Here is a 15,600-nt window from a genome sequence, read left to right as displayed (position 1 = left end):
CGACGAGCTCGAACCGCTCGGCGACAGGTGAGCCGCGAGAACCGCCCAGCGACGACAACTCGCGGTGATCGGTCGCGTCGGCGGGGGCTCACAGGTTCGGGCGGAAGGAGTGGTTGACCTCGTCGATGATCCGCCGGTAGTCCGAGCGCTTGTCGGTGGGCAGGTCCCAGATGAGCCAGTGGGCCTCGTAGTCCGGCGACTCCTCGTCCTCCTCACCCACGAGGATCTCCACCCGAATCCGCGTGCGTTCGGGGTGGTCCTCGTGCTGCGCGGCGTCGGTGTAGGTGAACTCCCAGACGTGCCCGCTCCAGTGCGCCGGCAAGAAGTCCTCACCGTAGGGCTCGTCGCGTACGCGCTGGTAGTCCTGGAGTTCCTGCTCCCACGTCTGGGCCTCCCGGTTCTGCAACGCCTCCTGCGCCGAGGACACGTCCTCCGGGTCGTACCGGTTGAACGAGATGCTGATGGTCTCGCGGCTGTCGGGGTGGGAGATAGTGCCGCTTTCGTCGTAGTCGGTGGGGGTGACCTCCCAATCGTGGGGATAGGTCACCGAGGTTCTGTCGTCGACGTAGAGCCGGTACCGCGTCTCCAGCGGGCGGTTGACGAACCACACCGCGGCCACGGCGAGCACCACCACCACGACCAGCCCCCCTGCCACAGCGGCGTAGATCCCCCCGCGGCTACGGCGCTGCCGCACGGCGCCAGGAGCCCTGTCGCTCGGCGGCGGTGGACTCTGCATCGCCGCCTCAGCCCCCGATGGCGGGGCAGCGGCCCCCGCCGCCCCCGCTGATCCCGCCTGAGCCGCCGCTCCGGCGTACTCCGCCGCTCTCGCAGCCATAGGCGGTGCACTCCCCGCGGGCGGGGTGGCAGCGCCGCCTTGCCCCGTCGGATAGGGCGCTGTGGGCACTGTGGCGGCCATCATCTGCTGCGCCCGCACCGCGTCGAGCCGGCGCTGCGGGTCGCGTTCGAGCATGCCCAACAGCAGCGGTGTGAGGAAACCGGCCCGCTGCGGCGACGGCACCGGCGCCGACATCACCGCCGATATCGCCGCCGTAACCGTCTCGCGCCGGAACGGGGACTGCCCCTCGCACGCCGCGTAGAGCGTCGTCCCCAGGCTCCACATGTCGGAGGAGGTGTCCGAACGCTCGTTTTGCAGCCGCTCCGGCGCCATGTACTCCGGTGAACCGATCAGCGACCCCGTGCGCGTGATCGCGGTGTCGCCGTCGATCGTGGCGATACCGAAGTCGGTGAGAACGACGCGGCCGTCGTCGCACAGCATCACATTGCCCGGTTTGATATCGCGGTGGACCACCCCTTTGGAGTGCGCCAGCACCAGCGCCGACAGCAGCGACGCCGCGATCCCCGCGACGTGCTGGGCCGGCAGTGGCCCGTTCGTCTTGAGCACCCGGGCGAGGGAACGCCCGTTGAGCAGCTCCATGACGATCCAGGGGTGTCCCTCGAAATCGAGCACATCGTGGATGGCCACGACGGAAGGGTGCGACAGTCGCGCCGCCGACCGCGCCTCGCGCCGGGTCCGGGCGTGCATCTCCTCACGTTCGGACTCCGGCAGGTCGGGCGGGAGCAGCACCTCCTTGATGGCGACCTCGCGCTCCAGCTCGGGGTCCCAGGCCCGCCACACGACCCCCATACCGCCACGGCCGAGTTCCTCGCGAACCTGGTAGCGACCGGCCACAGTCCGATCGTGGGGGTGCTGTCCGTCTGTCATGGTGCCTCACGCCGAATCGTCAAGGGGAAAGCAAAGGGCGCCGTGGAAAGAGCCACAGCAGGATACGGGAAACGCCCGACACATCGGTGGGCGCGGCGCTTGGGGAGGGGATCTCGCGCCGCGCCCACCGATCCTGGGTGGCAGGCAGGGACTATCCGGACTGGGCGGTGGGGTTGGTCATCGCCAGCACGTCCAGCGCGGCGTCCAGTTCCGCCTCGGTGAGCTTGCCCTCAGCCACGTAGCCACGCTCGACCACCACCTGACGGATCGTCTTGCGCTGCGCCAGGGCCTCCTTGGCGACCTTCGCGGCCTCTTCGTAGCCGATGTAGCGGTTCAGTGGCGTCACGATGGAGGGCGAGGACTGCGCGTACTCGGCGCACCGCTCCTCGTTGGCTACGATGCCCGCCACGCAACGGTCGGCGAACACCCGGGAGACGTTGGCCAGTAGCCGAATCGACTCCAGCACGTTGCGCGCCATCATCGGCAGTTGCACGTTGAGTTCGAAGTTTCCGCTGGAACCGCCGAAGGCCACCGCGGCGTCGTTGCCCACCACCTGCGAGGCGACCTGGAGCATGGCCTCGCACAGCACCGGGTTGACCTTGCCGGGCATGATCGAAGACCCCGGCTGTAGGTCCGGGAGGAACACTTCGGTGAGCCCGGTGCGCGGACCCGAACCCATCCAGCGGATGTCGTTGGCGATCTTGGTGTAGCCCACGGCGATGGTGCGCAGTTGCCCCGACAGTTCCACCAGGCCGTCACGGGCGCCTTGGGCCTCGAAGTGGTCGCGCGCCTCGGTCAGCGCCAGCCCGGTCGCCTGTGCGATCTCGGCGATCACCCGGGAGGCGAAGCCCTCCGGCGTGTTGATGCCGGTGCCCACGGCCGTCCCGCCCAGCGGCAGCTCCGCCACACGCGGCAAGGCGGCCTCCAGCCGCTCCACCCCGTGACGCACCTGCGCGGCGTAGCCGGCGAACTCCTGGCCCAGCGTCACCGGCGTGGCGTCCATGAGGTGCGTGCGGCCACTCTTGACCACCGTGGCGAACTCTCGGGACTTGCCCAGGAGCGTGTCCTCCAGGTGCCGCAACGCCGGGATCAGGTCGTTGACGACGGCGTCGGTGGCCGCGATGTGGATCGACGACGGGAACACGTCGTTGGAGGACTGGGAGGCGTTGACGTGGTCGTTGGGGTGGACCGGACGGCCCAGCGCCTCGCCGGCCAGCGTCGCGACCACCTCGTTGGTGTTCATGTTGCTCGACGTGCCCGAGCCGGTCTGAAACACGTCGATGGGGAAGTGGTCGTGCCAGGAACCCTCGGCGACCTCCAGGGCAGCCGCGCGGATCGCCTCGCCGAGATCGCGGTCGATCACCCCGAGTTCGGCGTTGACACGCGCTGCGGCGGCTTTGATGTGGGCGAGAGCGCGGATGTGGGCGCGTTCGAGCCCCTGGCCGGAGAGGGGAAAGTTCTCCACGGCTCGCTGGGTCTGCGCCCGCCACTTCGCCTCGGCGGGGACCTTGACCTCACCCATCGAGTCGTGCTCGACGCGGAATTCACTCATCGGTTCGTGACACCTCCAGGAAGATTTGAGGTCAAGACTGCCAGACCCGCAGGTGGCGCGGCGCTCAGGGACGGCTTCGGCGCAGTGGCTGTCGACGCCGGCCCTGTCCAGGGCCGATGACACGCAGCGAACCCAGCAGCGAGAACCCGCCGATCTCCAGGGTCGGTGCCGCCCCGCTGCGCACCGGCCGGGTACTGGTGGAGCGCCGTCCCAGGAACGACCACCCCCGCACCCGCACGTCGACCCCCTCGGGCACTCGTACCCGTACCCGTCCCAGGAGCGTGGCGACGCTCATCCGCACGTGCCCCTCGGCGAAGAGCGCGTCGCGCATGTCGACATCGGCGGTGCCCAGCAGCGCGACCACGAGTTGACCGGTGCGCACCACCCAGCGGCCGGCACGCGCGTCGTCGCGCAGCAGCGCCGCCACCGGCCGCTCACTCAGGTGGATGGGCTGGTCGTGGGGCGCCACGAGATCGGCAGTGACGGCGGGGAGCTCACCGAGGACACGGGCACGCTGTACCCGCTCGGTGCGCTCCTCGAATTCCGGCAGGCTCAACCGTCCGTCGGTCACCGCCGCGCGCAGCACCGCCATCACGCGCTCCCGGTCCCGGTCAGAGGCCCGCAGCCGAGAGGCGGGCGTGTGCTCGCTCACGGCTTTACGTTACCGGGAGCCGGTGTCGACCCGCAGCAAAGGAAAATAACTGGAGAAACCAGTGCCATAGCTCCTACGGTGAGCCTTATGACGAGGCCGTCGCTCCACGAGCACACCGCGGAGACCATCGAAACTCCGAAAACCGCCATATCCCTACGTGGGGTGGTGAAGCGCTTCGGTAACATCACCGCTGTCGACGGGCTCAACCTCGATGTCACTGGTGGGATCATCCTTGGCCTGTTGGGTCCCAACGGCGCGGGAAAGTCCACCACGATGCGCATGCTCACCGCGCAGAGCCGCGCCGACACCGGTGAGATCACCATCCTCGGCCATCAGGTGCCGCGCGAGTCCAAACGCGCCCGTGCCCTCATGGGGGTCGTGCCTCAGCACGACAACCTCGACGAGGAACTCACGGTTCGCGAGAACCTTGAGGTGTTCACCCATCTGTATCGCGTGCCGCGCCGCGAGCGCGCCGCCGCTGTGCTGCGCGCCCTGCGGATCGCCCACCTGGAAAACCGGCAGAACACCCGCACCGACAAGCTGTCCGGAGGCATGCGCCGCCGCCTGCTCATCGCCCGCGGCCTCGTGCACCGGCCCCGCGCGATCCTGCTCGACGAGCCCACCGTGGGACTCGACCCGCAGATCCGCCAAGAGTTGTGGGGGCTCATCACCGCGCTGCGCGAAGACGGGGTCACCGTGCTGATGTCGACCCACTACATCGAGGAGGCCGAACGGCTCTCCGACGAGGTCGCGCTCATGGCCAGCGGCAAGGTTGTCAGCCACGGCGCGCCGAGCGACCTCATCGCCGAATACGCCGGTGCCGTGGTCGAGGAGTTTCCCAGCCGCCCCACCGAGATCGCGGATCTGGAGAAGCTCGCACACGGCGCTGGTTTCGTGACCCGACGCACCGGCGCCACCCTGTCGGTGCTGCACGCCGAGCAACTCTCCGGCGAACTGCGCGACCGGCTCGGCCCGGGAACCCAGCGCGCCGCCAACCTTGAGGACGTATTCGTCACGCTGACCGGGGAGACCGTGGATTGACCGCCGATACCGACACCGTTGAGACCGCCACGCGCAGGCAGGTAGCCACCTCGCCGCCCGGGCGCTTCGAGATCGCCCCCGTGGCCGGCGTGCTCGCCCGCGAGTGGGCGCTGTACCGCCGCAGTTGGGCCCCCACCACGTTCGCCGCCATCGTGGAACCCGTCATCTTCGTGCTGGCCTTCGGGTTCGGCCTGGGATCGCTGGTGGGCGCCATCGGCGGCTACAGCTACATCGAGTTCATCGGTACCGGCATCGTGGCCATGTCGGTGCTGTTCACCTCCATGTTCCCCGGCCTCATCGACACCTATGTACGCCGGGTGTTCCAGCACTCCTACGAGGGGATGCTCGCGGCGCCGGTCGACGTTCGGGAACTCGTCACGGCTGAGGCGAGCTGGATCGCCCTCAAGGCCGGTGTGTACGGGTGCGCGCCGCTGCTGGTCGCCCTCGCCTTCGGGTTGCCGCCGGCGCCCACGATGCTGCTCGTCCCGTTCATCGCGTTCGTCACCGGCTTCGGCTTCGCCCTGCTGGGGATCTGGTTCTCAGCCCTGGTGCCCTCGATCAAGACGATGGACTACATCATCTCCGGGGTGATCACGCCGTTGTTCATCATCGCCGGCACCTTCTTCCCGGTCGACACGCTGCCGTCGTGGGTGCAGGTGGCGGCCAAGGTGAACCCGCTGTACCACTGCGTGGAGCTGGTACGCGACGCCTCGTTCGGGCTGCGGCCCCTGGCCGACCTCGGCCATCTCGCCGCCATCGTGGGCTTCGTGGCCGTGGCCTGGTCCCTGGCGGTGCTACAGATGCGGCGGCGCCTGATCGACTGAGAGAGCCGAGGCCGCCGGTCGTCTGTTCCGGACCGGTCCAGGGGCTTGGCCCGCGGCTGCCCGCCTTCGCCGAGGTTCCTCGACCGCAACGAGCCGATGCTCCGCCGCTTCGTCAGCCGGGAGGTTCACCCGGTCCACACGGGTGATTGGGTGCCTCTTGGGGTGATGAGGGCGCCCTTCGGCGGCACCAGGCGGCGGGCTCCGCCGCCGCGGAGGTCCACAACTGCCTCTCCCCTGGGGGCGGGGTAGCCGGCGCGGGGCAGGGAACCAGCTACCCGTGTCGCGCCGGGCCGCCGCGACGGCTCGGCGTGGCGGAGCCGCTGCCCGCAGGCGCGGCCGACGCCGCCATGATGGCGTACTCCGTGACTGCCGGGCACACCCGGCCCGGAAAGCGCGGTCGGCCTCCCCCCTGGGGACGCCACACTTTCAGCGCGAGCCGACCGGCTACCGGCCGCCGCTGGGGGCCCAGCGCAGGTTGATCGACACGTCGCTGTCGGTGTTGTAGTCGACCGCCCCGCCGATCGCCCCCCACTGGTCGGCGTCGGCCATTCCCGACTGCTCGGCGAAGGGCGCCACCTTCATGTAGTAGCCCAGGTTGGCCTGCTCCAGCCCGACCATCGTGGTCTGGAAGTGCGCGTCCTCGCCGAGGGTGCCCGTGCCGGGACTCTCGTTGTAGACGAGCACGGCGTCGCCGTCGCCGGTAACGGTGGGCGGCTCGCTGTAGTTGCCGGAGGCGATCGCGTTGACCAGTTCGCTGATCATCTGCTGGTCGGCGCCTACCGCCCGGTAGTGGAAGAGGTCCTGCGACATACTGCCGTAGGTGTCCCAGCCGTCGCTTCCGGCGCTCAGTTCGGTGAAGCCCAGGGCTGTCCTGGTGCCCAACAGGCCGGTGAAATCACCTGGCAGCGAGATCCCCAGAGCCCCCAGCCCTTCCTCGAACTGGGCGAAGCCTTCGAGAGACTCCAGCGTTTCACGGTTGGCCTGCCACGCTTGACGCGCCATCTGGTCGAGTCCGCCACCGCCGAAGCCGAGCACGGTGTTCGCGGGCAGTTCCTCCAGTGCGCTGATTCCGGCCTGGTCTGACTGTAGCTGCTCATAGGGTTCACCATCGAAGGTGAAGTCCAACAAGTCGCCGCGCAACTGCATGTAGTCGGCCTCAATGCGCAGCGCCAGCACCAGTCGCCCCGTGAACTCGGGCATGCCGGCCATCAACTCTTCCGGGACCTCTCCCGAGGTGGAGACGCTGATCCACTCGTACCACCGGTTCATGTCCATCCATGCCGAGGCGATGTTGTCGTCGCCGGTGGTGTCCATGTCGGAGAGGTAGTCGGGGTTGGAGTCCAGCGTTCCATGGTTTCGCACCTGGGCGACGAGGTCGTCGAGTGCGGCCTCATTGCCCGATAGCAGAGCGAAACCGTCCCTGACCTCGAACGCGAAGTCACTGTCCCGTTGGATCTCGGTCAGCGATTCCCGCGCCTGGGCTTCGTCGGTCACGGCGACCGCCGCGGCCATGCTCACCCCTTCGTTGCTGCTGAGCATCGCCTCGGGGGCGTCAGTGGGCCACAGTGACACGCCGAACCTGCGTCCCAGCCACGGCTCGACCTCAGTGGCGAAGTCGACACCAGGCATCATCTCGGTGACGAGCGGTTCGGCGAACGACTGGTCTTGGGGGCCGGTCTCCTCGACCACGCTGTCGGGAAGCTTGCTGTAAAACTGGCCGTAAGCGGCCAGTTGTGCGCCTGTGGGCTTGAAGTCGGCCTTGGCGAAAGCCATCGAAGACGCCGGCAGCACCGACTCCGGCTGTGGTCCGCCGAAAATGTTCTCGACCACGGAGTCCGACGCCCACACCACCGTGGTCATCATCGCCAGGCTCAGCACGACCGCGATCGGGATCAGCCACACTGGACCACGCCGGGGCTGGCCACCGGGGGGAGACCCACCGTGGGGCGGGTGCCAGGCCGGCGGCTGGCCGGCCGGCGGCTGTCCCGGCTGCGGCCACGGTGGCTGCTGCTGGGGGGAGTCAGAATAGGACATCGGACCTCCGGTCTGGCATTCGGGAACCGTACGAAGGTACCAATCTCGGAACGACGAAAAGCCCTAGTGCCAGGATCTCGCCAGCGGCCCGACCGGTTCCCCGCCAGCCAGGTGACCGGCCCCGCGGTGGCGCGGTCGCCGCGGGGCGGTGAACAACGCTTAGAGCCAGGAGAGCCGGATCAGCCCGCCGCGCCGAAGTCGATCCCGCTGTAGGTGGCGAGCTTGCTGAGCCGGTGCTCGCTGTAGATCCGCCGGGTCGTGCCGCTGCGACCGCGCATCACCAGCGAGTCGGTGATGGCGCCCCGCTCCTCGTAGCGCACGCCGCCAACCAGGTCGCCCTCGGTGATGCCGGTGGCGGCGAAGAACACGTCCTCAGAGGACACGAGATCATCGGTGAGCAGCACCCGCGACAGGTCGTAGCCGGCCTCCTCGGCTCGGAGCCGCTCGGCATCGTCTTGGGGCCACAGTTTGGCCTGGATGACACCACCCAGACATTTCAGCGCGCACGCCGCGATGATGCCCTCGGGGGTTCCGCCGATCCCCAACAGCAGATCGACACCGGTTCCCGCCCGCGCCGCGGTGATGGCGCCGGCCACGTCGCCGTCGGTGATGAACTTGATCCGTGCGCCCGCCTCGCGCACCTCCCGCACGATCCGCTCATGGCGCGGCCGGTCGAGGATGACCACCGTCACATCGTTGGCTCTGCCACCCTTGGCGGCGGCGACCGCTTTGATGTTGTCGGCGATGGGAGCCTCGATATTCACTGCCTCGGCCGCCGCAGGCCCGGTCACCAGCTTCTCCATGTAGAACACGGCCGAAGGGTCGAACATCGAGCCGCGGGGACTCACCGCGATCACCGAGATCGCGTTCGTCATCCCCATCGCGGTCAACCGAGTGCCGTCGATGGGGTCCACCGCCACGTCGCACTCGGGCCCTGCCCCGTCGCCGACCTGCTCACCGTTGTAGAGCATGGGAGCGTGGTCCTTCTCACCTTCACCGATGACCACGGTGCCCTTCATGGACACGGTGCTGATCAGATGACGCATACCGTGGACGGCAGCGCCGTCGGCGCCGTTCTTGTCGCCGCGGCCCACCCACCGCGCCGCGGCCAGCGCCGCGGCCTCGGTCACCCGTACCAGCTCTAGCGCCAGGTTCCGGTCGGGAGCTTCCGCTGGGGGAGTAGAAACAGGGGAATCGCTCATGTCGGCCTCTCAAACGGATGAGTAGCCCCACGCAGCGCGTGTGGGCTCTTCCGGGTTCACAAACGCCGGCTCGACCCCCTGGAGCGAGCCGGCCTTGAGGCCAGACTATTGCGCTGACGTAGCCTCGACCTAGGCGGGCCGACCGTGCGCCGCCGTAGACGATGGGGTTTTCAAGTGGAGAAGTCGGAGAAACCGGATCGCGCCGCAAACCGCGGCGCGGCCACGCGAAGCGCGCTCCTCGAAGCGGCGGCACACGTCTTCCGCACCGACGGCTTCGCCGGGTCCGGCGTGAACGAGGTCGTTACGCGCGCCGGCGCCAGCGTAGGGAGCCTGTACCACCACTTCACGGGCAAGGCCGACCTGTTCCTGGCCCTCTACGAGGAGTTCCAGCAGCGCCAGCAGGACCGCACGCACCAAGCCGTCGCCCACGCCCGCGCCCAAGGAGAGCGCCATCCCGCCCGACTGATGACCATCGCCGCCCGCGCCTATCTGGAAGGGTGTATCGAAGAACGCGAGACCGCCTGGCTGTTCTTCAACGGCGACAGCCCGCCCGGCTTCGACTCCACCCTGCGCGACCGGCTGCGCCAGTGGACCGACCGCAACGTGGCACTGTTTCGCAAGGCCGAGGAACCGGTAGACGAGGCGCTGCTCATGGTGGTGAGCGGCACCATGCTGGTCGCGGTCAGCGAGATCGTGCGCCGTCCTGACGACGCCCAGGCACGCGAACTGGCCGACGACGTTATCGCCGTGCTCAACCAGCTCGTGCCGCTCCGCAGCCAGGAGACCTTGAGCCTGGGCGCCTTGGGGACGTGACTCGGGGGACGCTGTTTCAGCCGACCGGCTCGTTACGCAGGTCGCGCCGCAGCTCCTTCGGCATGGAGAACGTGAGACTCTCCTGGGCGGTCTCGACCTCCTCCACTGTGTCGAACCCGCGTTCGGCCAGCCGATCCAGCAGCTCCCGCACCAAGATGTCGGGGACCGAGGCGCCGCTGGTGACACCGACCGTAGTGATCCCGGTCAGCCACGAGTCGTCCAAGTGGGAGGCGTTGTCGATGAGGTAGGCGGTGTCGGCACCCGACTCCAGCGCCACCTCGACCAGGCGCACGGAGTTGGAAGAGTTGTTGGAGCCCACCACGATGACGAGTTCGCATTCCCGCGCCATGGCCTTCACGGCGTCCTGGCGGTTGGAGGTGGCGTAGCAGATGTCGTCGCTGGGCGGGTCGAGCAGGTTGGGGAAGCGCTCGCGCAGCGCACTGACGGTGGCGTTGGTCTCGTCGACTGACAGCGTGGTCTGCGACAGCCATGAGACATTGTCGGGGTTGCGGACCTCGACCTTGTCGACATCGTCGGGGCCGTCGACGATCTGGATGTGCTCGGGAGCCTCGCCGCTGGTGCCCTCAACCTCCTCATGGCCGGTGTGGCCGATGAGGATGATGTCACGGTCCTCGGCCGCGAACCGCTTGGCCTCCTTGTGCACCTTGGTGACCAGGGGGCAGGTGGCGTCGATGGTTTTGAGTTGGCGCCGCTGGGCCTCCTCGTGCACCTGTGGTGCCACACCGTGCGCGGAGAACACCACGATGGCTCCCTCGGGAACCTCGTCGGTCTCTTCGACGAACACGGCGCCGCGCTCCTCAAGCGTGCGCACGACGTGCGTGTTGTGCACGATCTGCTTGCGCACGTAGATTGGCGCGCCGTACTGTTCGAGGGCCTTCTCAACGGTGATAACGGCACGGTCAACCCCGGCGCAGTATCCGCGGGGGGTGGCGAGCAGGACACGGCGGCGATTCGTCGCAGTCATGGGCCCCATCCTAAAGGGACAACGCCCTATAACGCCTGCGATGAGTGACTCCATCTCACATCAGCGCGTATCGCGCATAACACATGGGGCTCACCTCGGTTCCGAGCCGGCGAAAAAGCCCGCTCCACCCCCTGTGAAAAGCCCTGACTCTCCTATTGTGACTAATCTGCGTAACACAACAGCGCCTGGGCAGCGGTCCGCCCCCGCCCACATGGCACGGCCGTTCACTCGTCGAGGGCCGGGACGCTACGCACCGCTGTGCTACCCACCCAGATCGCGAACATCCAGGAGTCCCCAAGTCCCATGTCGAAACCGTCCATCATCAACCGCATTTCCACCGCGGTTCAACGCATGTTCCGCAGGTCGCCCCAGACCGTGACGGGTGGCGAGTCCGAGGACCACACCACGAGGGCCACCCAGGAAGGGGCCCACGGCCAAGCTGGCGCCGCACCGGCAGAGGAGTTCACCACGGAGGCCACCAACTCCGCCGCCTCGCCCGTCACCGAGGGCTACGTGGAGAGCACCCCCGTCCCCCTGGCTGAGCAGCAGGCCGAAAGCAGCGATTCCACCGAGTCCCCACAGGCGGCCCCAGCGACGGACGAGCCGGCCGCCCAGACCGCTCAACCGTCCGCGGCCGAGGGCGACAGCGCCGGTGAGCAGGAGCAGGGCCACGACGACACCCCGGCCGGCGCCGACAGCGCCGACCAGGACGGCACACAACCGCCGTCGGCCGCTGCTTCCCAACCAGAGGAATCCCCGGCCACGGAGCAGCCGCAGGCCACGACCACCGACTCCGCAGTTCCCGACGTCGAGGACCTCCCCGTCCCCAACTACGACACCCTGACCCTGCCGTCCATTCGCGCCCGGTTGCGCAAGCTCACCGCCGATCAAGTACGCCAACTGCGGGCCTACGAGGCCGCCAACGCCAACCGCGCCGAATTCGTGCAAATGTACGACAAGCGCATCAGCAAGCTCGAAGCCGAAGCCGCGGCCGGCTAGCTTCTGCTGGGTGGCCCCGTTTCGCTATCGCCGGCAGGGCGGGCGCGGTAACCGCGCCCGACCCCGCCGCCGGACTATGGGCCGGCCGCGACCGGGCCATGCGGGAACGCGGCCGGAGCGAGCGGGGCAAGGTGTTCGTTCTGGCCTCCAGCTCGCCCCGCGCCACCCGCGGCGCCATGCGCGGGGGATTGTCCCCGCTCTCCTCTAGGCTCGACTGACATGGGTATGGAGAGTTCCCCCGAGGCGCCGCAGCCCGTCCGCACGGTCATGCAGGCTGTGGGCGGCTGGATCGGCCGGCTCGGTCACATCTGGGTCGAGGGCCAAATCGCCGAGCTCACCCGGCGCGGCGCGACCGTGTTCATCACGCTGCGCGACCCGGTCGCCAACGTCTCAGCCCGCGTCGTCTGCCCGGTGCGCACCCTGGAGGCCACAGCGTCGCCCCCGCAGGCCGGCGCCCGCGTCGTCATCCACGCCAAACCCGACTTCTGGGTCGCCCGCGGAACGTTCTCTCTGTTGGCGCTGGAGATCCGCCACGTCGGGTTGGGAGAGTTGCTGGCCCGGCTGGAACAGTTGCGCGCCACGCTCGCCGCCGAAGGGCTCTTCGCCGACACCCGCAAGCGGCCACTGCCGTTCCTGCCCGGCACGGTCGGCCTTGTCTGCGGCCGTGACTCCGCCGCCGAGCGCGACGTGCTGGAAAACGGCAAGCGCCGCTGGCCCGCCGTACGGTTCGAGGTGCGTGAGGTGGCTGTCCAAGGCGACCGCGCGGTGGGCGAGGTCCTTGAGGCCCTCAAGGACCTCGACGCCCACCCGGAGGTCGACGTCATCGTCATCGCCCGTGGCGGAGGCTCCCTGGAAGACCTGCTGCCCTTCTCCGACGAGGCGCTGGTGCGCGCGGTCGCGGCCACACGCACCCCCGTCGTCAGCGCCATCGGTCACGAGCAGGACAATCCCCTCCTCGACCTCGTGGCCGACGTCCGCGCCTCCACTCCCACCGACGCCGCCAAGCAGACCGTGCCCGATGTGGCCGAACAGCTCCACCTCATCCACCAGCTCCGCGACCGTGGCCGCCGGGTCCTCCAAGGCGGCATCGCCCGGGAGCAGGAGTGGTTGCGCAGCGTACGCTCCCGGCCAGCTCTAGCCGATCCGCTACGCGAGATCGACCGGTTGGCCGAGCAGGTCACCGGCTTGCGCGATCGGGCCCGCCGCTGTTTGCACACCGCCCTGTCCAGCGCCAGTGCCGACCTGTCCCACACCCGCGCCCGGCTACTGGCACTCTCGCCCGCCACGACCCTCGCCCGCGGCTACGCCATCGTCCAGCGCGACGACGGCACTGTGCTGCGTTCCGCACAGCAGACCAGCCCCGGCGAGGCCCTACGGGTACGGTTCGCCGAAGACAGCCTCGCCGTCACGGCCGGCGACACGATCGATCAGGAGAACAGTTCATGAACAGTGAGAACCCCGCCGAGGGCGGCGCCGCGGCCGGTACCGAACCGCAGGCAGACACCGAGCTCAGCTACGAGCAGGCCCGCGACGAACTCACCGACGTCGTGCGCCGCTTGGAGGCCGGCGGCCTCACGTTGCAGGAGTCGCTGGCGCTGTGGGAGCGCGGCGAACGCCTCGCCAAGACGTGCGAAGAATGGCTGGAGGGAGCTCGGGCCAAACTCGCCGCCACCATGGCCGCCGAGGACAGCGGTCAGGGCGAGGAGGACCCCGCCACGCCGTTTTGAAACCGGACGTCACCGTGGCGCAGTGGTCCCAGAGCCGGAGCCTCTCCCGCACCGCTTACTCGTCACTCGCGTCGGCGTTGCGTGCGGCCACTCATTTCGTCGCCCAACTCCCGCACGTTGCTCGACAATCCCCGCGCCAAGGCCACCACGAGCACGACCGCTGTGCCGGCGAACAGCCACGGCGCGATCTCGGCCAGCCGGGTGCCGATGCCGATGGTCAAGGCGCGCACGAAATCCTCACGGCCCAGGGTCAACACGATTTCGGCCGCTAACGCCGCCGTGAAGTAGGCCAGTGGCGGGCTCACACTCAAGACCAACAGGTCACCGCGCCGCACCAGCAGCGAACTGAGCACACACGCCGAAAAGAACGCCACCCCGTTGACAGCGGGGGCGCTCACCGCGTCGGCCAGCATCGCCGCGCCGAAGCTGACCACGATCGTGCCCACGATCGCTCCGCGCGCGGTCAGCCGTAGCCGCGCCGGGCGCGCCGCCCCGCTACGCTGCGGTGCCTCCTGCGCTCCGCGCGAGCGCTGGGGACCGCCACTGCCACCCGTCGTCATCGGTCCTCTCCTTGTCGCTGCCCAGTCGCCTCTAGGACAGGGGCGTGTGGCCCGGCTTCGTGACCGGCGCCTCGTCAGCGGTCGGCTGTTGGCGCGTCGCGGCACCGTCGCCGTCAACCGCCGCCCCGTTCAGGGCGCCTGGGGGGTCGCGGTCAGTGGGGGCCGTGTCCGACTGCGGCGAGCCGTCGCCGTTGTCGGACGTCTCGGGGACGGTCAACTCCGGCGAGGACAAGGGGCGTGCCTGCTCCGTCACTCCTCTGGGCACGTCCAGGTCGGTGTCGACCAGTCCCAGGTCGCTAAACCTGCGCGCGCTCACCAAGACGCGCCCCTCCAGCGATCCAACGGCCTGGTTGTAGGCGGTGACGGTGCGCGACAGCGCCTTGCCCAGCCCGTCGACGTGCCCGCTGAGGGTAGCCAGCCGACTGTGGAGCTGTTTGCCCAGTTCAAAGACGGTGCGCGCGTTTTCGCTCAGTGCTTCCTGCTGCCAGGCGTACTGCGCGGTGCGCAGCAGGGAGATCAGCGTCGTGGGGGTCGCGATGTGGACTCGCCGCTGCATCGCGTATTCCAACAGCCCGGGGTCGCGCTCCAGCGCCGGCGCCAGAAACGCCTCGCCGGGGATGAACAGCACGACGAACTCGGGCGCGGGGCTGAAAGCGGCCCAGTAGGACTTGGCCGCCAGTTGATCCACATGGGAGCGCACGTGGCGGGCGTGGGCGTCGAGAAAGCCTTCGGCCGGTGCCTGGCCATCTCCGTTATCGACGGCGTCCAGGTAGGCGGCCAGCGGAACCTTGGAGTCGACCACGATGTTCTTGCCCCCGGCTAGGCGTACGACCATGTCGGGCCGGCGCGCACCATCGTCGTCGGAACCGGTGGCCTGCTCGTCGAAGTCGCAGTAGGCGGACATGCCCGCGAGTTCGGCCACGCGGCGCAGTTGCAACTCTCCCCAACGTCCGCGAGCCTCCGGGCGCCGCAACGCAGTGACCAGGGAGCGGGTCTGTTCCCGCAGCCGCTCCGAGCCCTCCCGGACGTGGTCGACCTGCTTGGCCAATTCGGCGTGGGCGGCGCGGCGGCCCGCGTCGACCTCACGCAGTTGGGTCTCCACCCGCGCAAGGGTCTCCCGCAGCGGCGCCACCAAATGCTCCACGGCCTGGCGGCGTTGCTCCAGATCTTTGCCGGCCTCTGCGTTGACCGTGCGCAGCCGTCCCTCGGCCATCTCCAGGAATCGCTGATTGGTTGCGTCAAGCGCCTCGGTGGACAGCGACCGGAAACGCTCGGCGAGGCGCTCCTCGATATAGGAGGCCCGTTCTTCGGCGGCCTTGGCTCGCGCCTCGGTGGTCGCGTTACGACCGCGGGCGAGCAGCCACCCCAGGGCGACACCAATGGCGATTCCCACGAGGAGCATCAGTATCGAGTAAAGGCCGTCCATGACGGCCCATGCTCTCAAGCGCCGCCGCCGCAGTCGCGTACCAACGCGCGCCTACCGTGGCC

Annotated in this window: 14 protein-coding genes; 6 read left to right on the top strand and 8 right to left on the bottom strand. The window is 68.9% G+C overall.

Features of this window, described 5'->3' with window-relative positions; all coding sequences use genetic code 11:
- Nucleotides 1-88: 88 nt before the first annotated feature.
- The 3 genes from ABD848_RS10800 to ABD848_RS10790 form a co-directional block, all read right to left on the bottom strand.
- Complete coding sequence (locus ABD848_RS10800; protein ID WP_344970492.1) at nucleotides 89-1,723, bottom strand: serine/threonine-protein kinase; 1,635 nt, start codon at nucleotides 1,721-1,723, stop codon at nucleotides 89-91.
- 151 nt (nucleotides 1,724-1,874) lie between these two features.
- Nucleotides 1,875-3,275, bottom strand: coding sequence for a class II fumarate hydratase (locus ABD848_RS10795; RefSeq protein ID WP_344970489.1), 1,401 nt, complete (start codon nucleotides 3,273-3,275; stop codon nucleotides 1,875-1,877).
- Between the two features lie 64 nt (nucleotides 3,276-3,339).
- A complete protein-coding gene (locus tag ABD848_RS10790) occupies nucleotides 3,340-3,927 on the bottom strand; it encodes a DUF1707 SHOCT-like domain-containing protein (RefSeq protein ID WP_344970486.1) in 588 nt (195 codons plus the stop codon).
- 87 nt (nucleotides 3,928-4,014) lie between these two features.
- Here ABD848_RS10790 and ABD848_RS10785 point away from each other — a divergent pair, with 87 nt between their 5' ends.
- Together ABD848_RS10785 and ABD848_RS10780 are read left to right on the top strand one after the other, a co-directional pair.
- The gene (locus ABD848_RS10785; protein WP_344970483.1) at nucleotides 4,015-4,968 is read left to right on the top strand and encodes an ABC transporter ATP-binding protein; all 954 of its coding nucleotides are present in this window, start codon (nucleotides 4,015-4,017) and stop codon (nucleotides 4,966-4,968) included.
- Nucleotides 4,965-5,792 carry an ABC transporter permease gene (locus ABD848_RS10780; protein ID WP_344970481.1) on the top strand — a complete coding sequence of 276 codons (828 nt, stop codon included), beginning with the start codon at nucleotides 4,965-4,967 and terminating at the stop codon, nucleotides 5,790-5,792. Before ABD848_RS10785 ends, ABD848_RS10780 begins: the two co-directional genes overlap by 4 nt.
- Nucleotides 5,793-6,236: 444 nt before the next feature.
- Here the strand turns inward: ABD848_RS10780 and ABD848_RS10775 are convergent, their stop codons facing one another.
- Together ABD848_RS10775 and glpX are read right to left on the bottom strand one after the other, a co-directional pair.
- Nucleotides 6,237-7,826 (bottom strand): acyltransferase, encoded by a 1,590-nt coding sequence (locus ABD848_RS10775; RefSeq protein ID WP_344970478.1) that lies wholly within the window; start codon nucleotides 7,824-7,826, stop codon nucleotides 6,237-6,239.
- Nucleotides 7,827-8,005: 179 nt separating this feature from the next.
- A complete protein-coding gene (gene glpX / locus ABD848_RS10770) occupies nucleotides 8,006-9,028 on the bottom strand; it encodes a class II fructose-bisphosphatase (protein WP_344970476.1) in 1,023 nt (340 codons plus the stop codon).
- A 174-nt stretch (nucleotides 9,029-9,202) separates the two neighbouring features.
- Between glpX and ABD848_RS10765 the strand changes: the two genes are divergently transcribed.
- Nucleotides 9,203-9,841, top strand: a complete 639-nt coding sequence (locus ABD848_RS10765) for a TetR/AcrR family transcriptional regulator (RefSeq protein ID WP_344970473.1) — start codon at nucleotides 9,203-9,205, stop codon at nucleotides 9,839-9,841.
- Nucleotides 9,842-9,857: 16 nt separating this feature from the next.
- Here ABD848_RS10765 and ABD848_RS10760 read toward each other — a convergent pair whose 3' ends face one another.
- Nucleotides 9,858-10,826: a 4-hydroxy-3-methylbut-2-enyl diphosphate reductase gene (locus tag ABD848_RS10760; protein ID WP_344970470.1), complete on the bottom strand. Its 969-nt coding sequence runs from the start codon at nucleotides 10,824-10,826 to the stop codon at nucleotides 9,858-9,860.
- Between the two features lie 303 nt (nucleotides 10,827-11,129).
- Between ABD848_RS10760 and ABD848_RS10755 the strand changes: the two genes are divergently transcribed.
- From ABD848_RS10755 to ABD848_RS10745, 3 genes are all read left to right on the top strand, one after another.
- Nucleotides 11,130-11,825 (top strand): hypothetical protein, encoded by a 696-nt coding sequence (locus ABD848_RS10755; RefSeq protein WP_344970468.1) that lies wholly within the window; start codon nucleotides 11,130-11,132, stop codon nucleotides 11,823-11,825.
- 219 nt (nucleotides 11,826-12,044) lie between these two features.
- Nucleotides 12,045-13,271, top strand: a complete 1,227-nt coding sequence (gene xseA / locus ABD848_RS10750; RefSeq protein WP_344970465.1) for an exodeoxyribonuclease VII large subunit — start codon at nucleotides 12,045-12,047, stop codon at nucleotides 13,269-13,271.
- Complete coding sequence (locus ABD848_RS10745) at nucleotides 13,268-13,552, top strand: exodeoxyribonuclease VII small subunit (protein ID WP_344970462.1); 285 nt, start codon at nucleotides 13,268-13,270, stop codon at nucleotides 13,550-13,552. Before xseA ends, ABD848_RS10745 begins: the two co-directional genes overlap by 4 nt.
- A 62-nt stretch (nucleotides 13,553-13,614) precedes the next feature.
- Here ABD848_RS10745 and ABD848_RS10740 read toward each other — a convergent pair whose 3' ends face one another.
- Nucleotides 13,615-14,112, bottom strand: a complete 498-nt coding sequence (locus ABD848_RS10740) for a DUF6542 domain-containing protein (RefSeq protein ID WP_344970460.1) — start codon at nucleotides 14,110-14,112, stop codon at nucleotides 13,615-13,617.
- Nucleotides 14,113-14,143: 31 nt separating this feature from the next.
- On the bottom strand, nucleotides 14,144-15,538 hold the full coding sequence (locus tag ABD848_RS10735; protein ID WP_344970457.1) for a DNA recombination protein RmuC: 1,395 nt from the start codon (nucleotides 15,536-15,538) through the stop codon (nucleotides 14,144-14,146).
- Nucleotides 15,539-15,600: the final 62 nt, after the last annotated feature.

The organism is Salinactinospora qingdaonensis (assembly GCF_039539445.1).
Lineage (GTDB): Bacteria > Actinomycetota > Actinomycetes > Streptosporangiales > Streptosporangiaceae > Salinactinospora > Salinactinospora qingdaonensis.
Note: the sequence above shows the minus strand (reverse complement) of the source record. Positions and strands in the feature narration are given on the sequence as shown.

Excerpts from the sequence above, each read along its gene's own strand:
- ABD848_RS10800 (WP_344970492.1), bottom strand. The coding sequence starts at position 1,723 with ATGACAGACGGACAGCACCCCCACGATCGGACTGTGGCCGGTCGCTAC.
- ABD848_RS10795 (WP_344970489.1), bottom strand. The coding sequence starts at position 3,275 with ATGAGTGAATTCCGCGTCGAGCACGACTCGATGGGTGAGGTCAAGGTC.
- ABD848_RS10785 (WP_344970483.1), top strand. The coding sequence starts at position 4,015 with ATGACGAGGCCGTCGCTCCACGAGCACACCGCGGAGACCATCGAAACT.
- ABD848_RS10775 (WP_344970478.1), bottom strand. The coding sequence starts at position 7,826 with ATGTCCTATTCTGACTCCCCCCAGCAGCAGCCACCGTGGCCGCAGCCG.
- glpX (WP_344970476.1), bottom strand. The coding sequence starts at position 9,028 with ATGAGCGATTCCCCTGTTTCTACTCCCCCAGCGGAAGCTCCCGACCGG.
- ABD848_RS10760 (WP_344970470.1), bottom strand. The coding sequence starts at position 10,826 with ATGACTGCGACGAATCGCCGCCGTGTCCTGCTCGCCACCCCCCGCGGA.
- ABD848_RS10755 (WP_344970468.1), top strand. The coding sequence starts at position 11,130 with ATGTCGAAACCGTCCATCATCAACCGCATTTCCACCGCGGTTCAACGC.
- xseA (WP_344970465.1), top strand. The coding sequence starts at position 12,045 with ATGGGTATGGAGAGTTCCCCCGAGGCGCCGCAGCCCGTCCGCACGGTC.
- ABD848_RS10745 (WP_344970462.1), top strand. The coding sequence starts at position 13,268 with ATGAACAGTGAGAACCCCGCCGAGGGCGGCGCCGCGGCCGGTACCGAA.
- ABD848_RS10740 (WP_344970460.1), bottom strand. The coding sequence starts at position 14,112 with ATGACGACGGGTGGCAGTGGCGGTCCCCAGCGCTCGCGCGGAGCGCAG.
- ABD848_RS10735 (WP_344970457.1), bottom strand. The coding sequence starts at position 15,538 with ATGGACGGCCTTTACTCGATACTGATGCTCCTCGTGGGAATCGCCATT.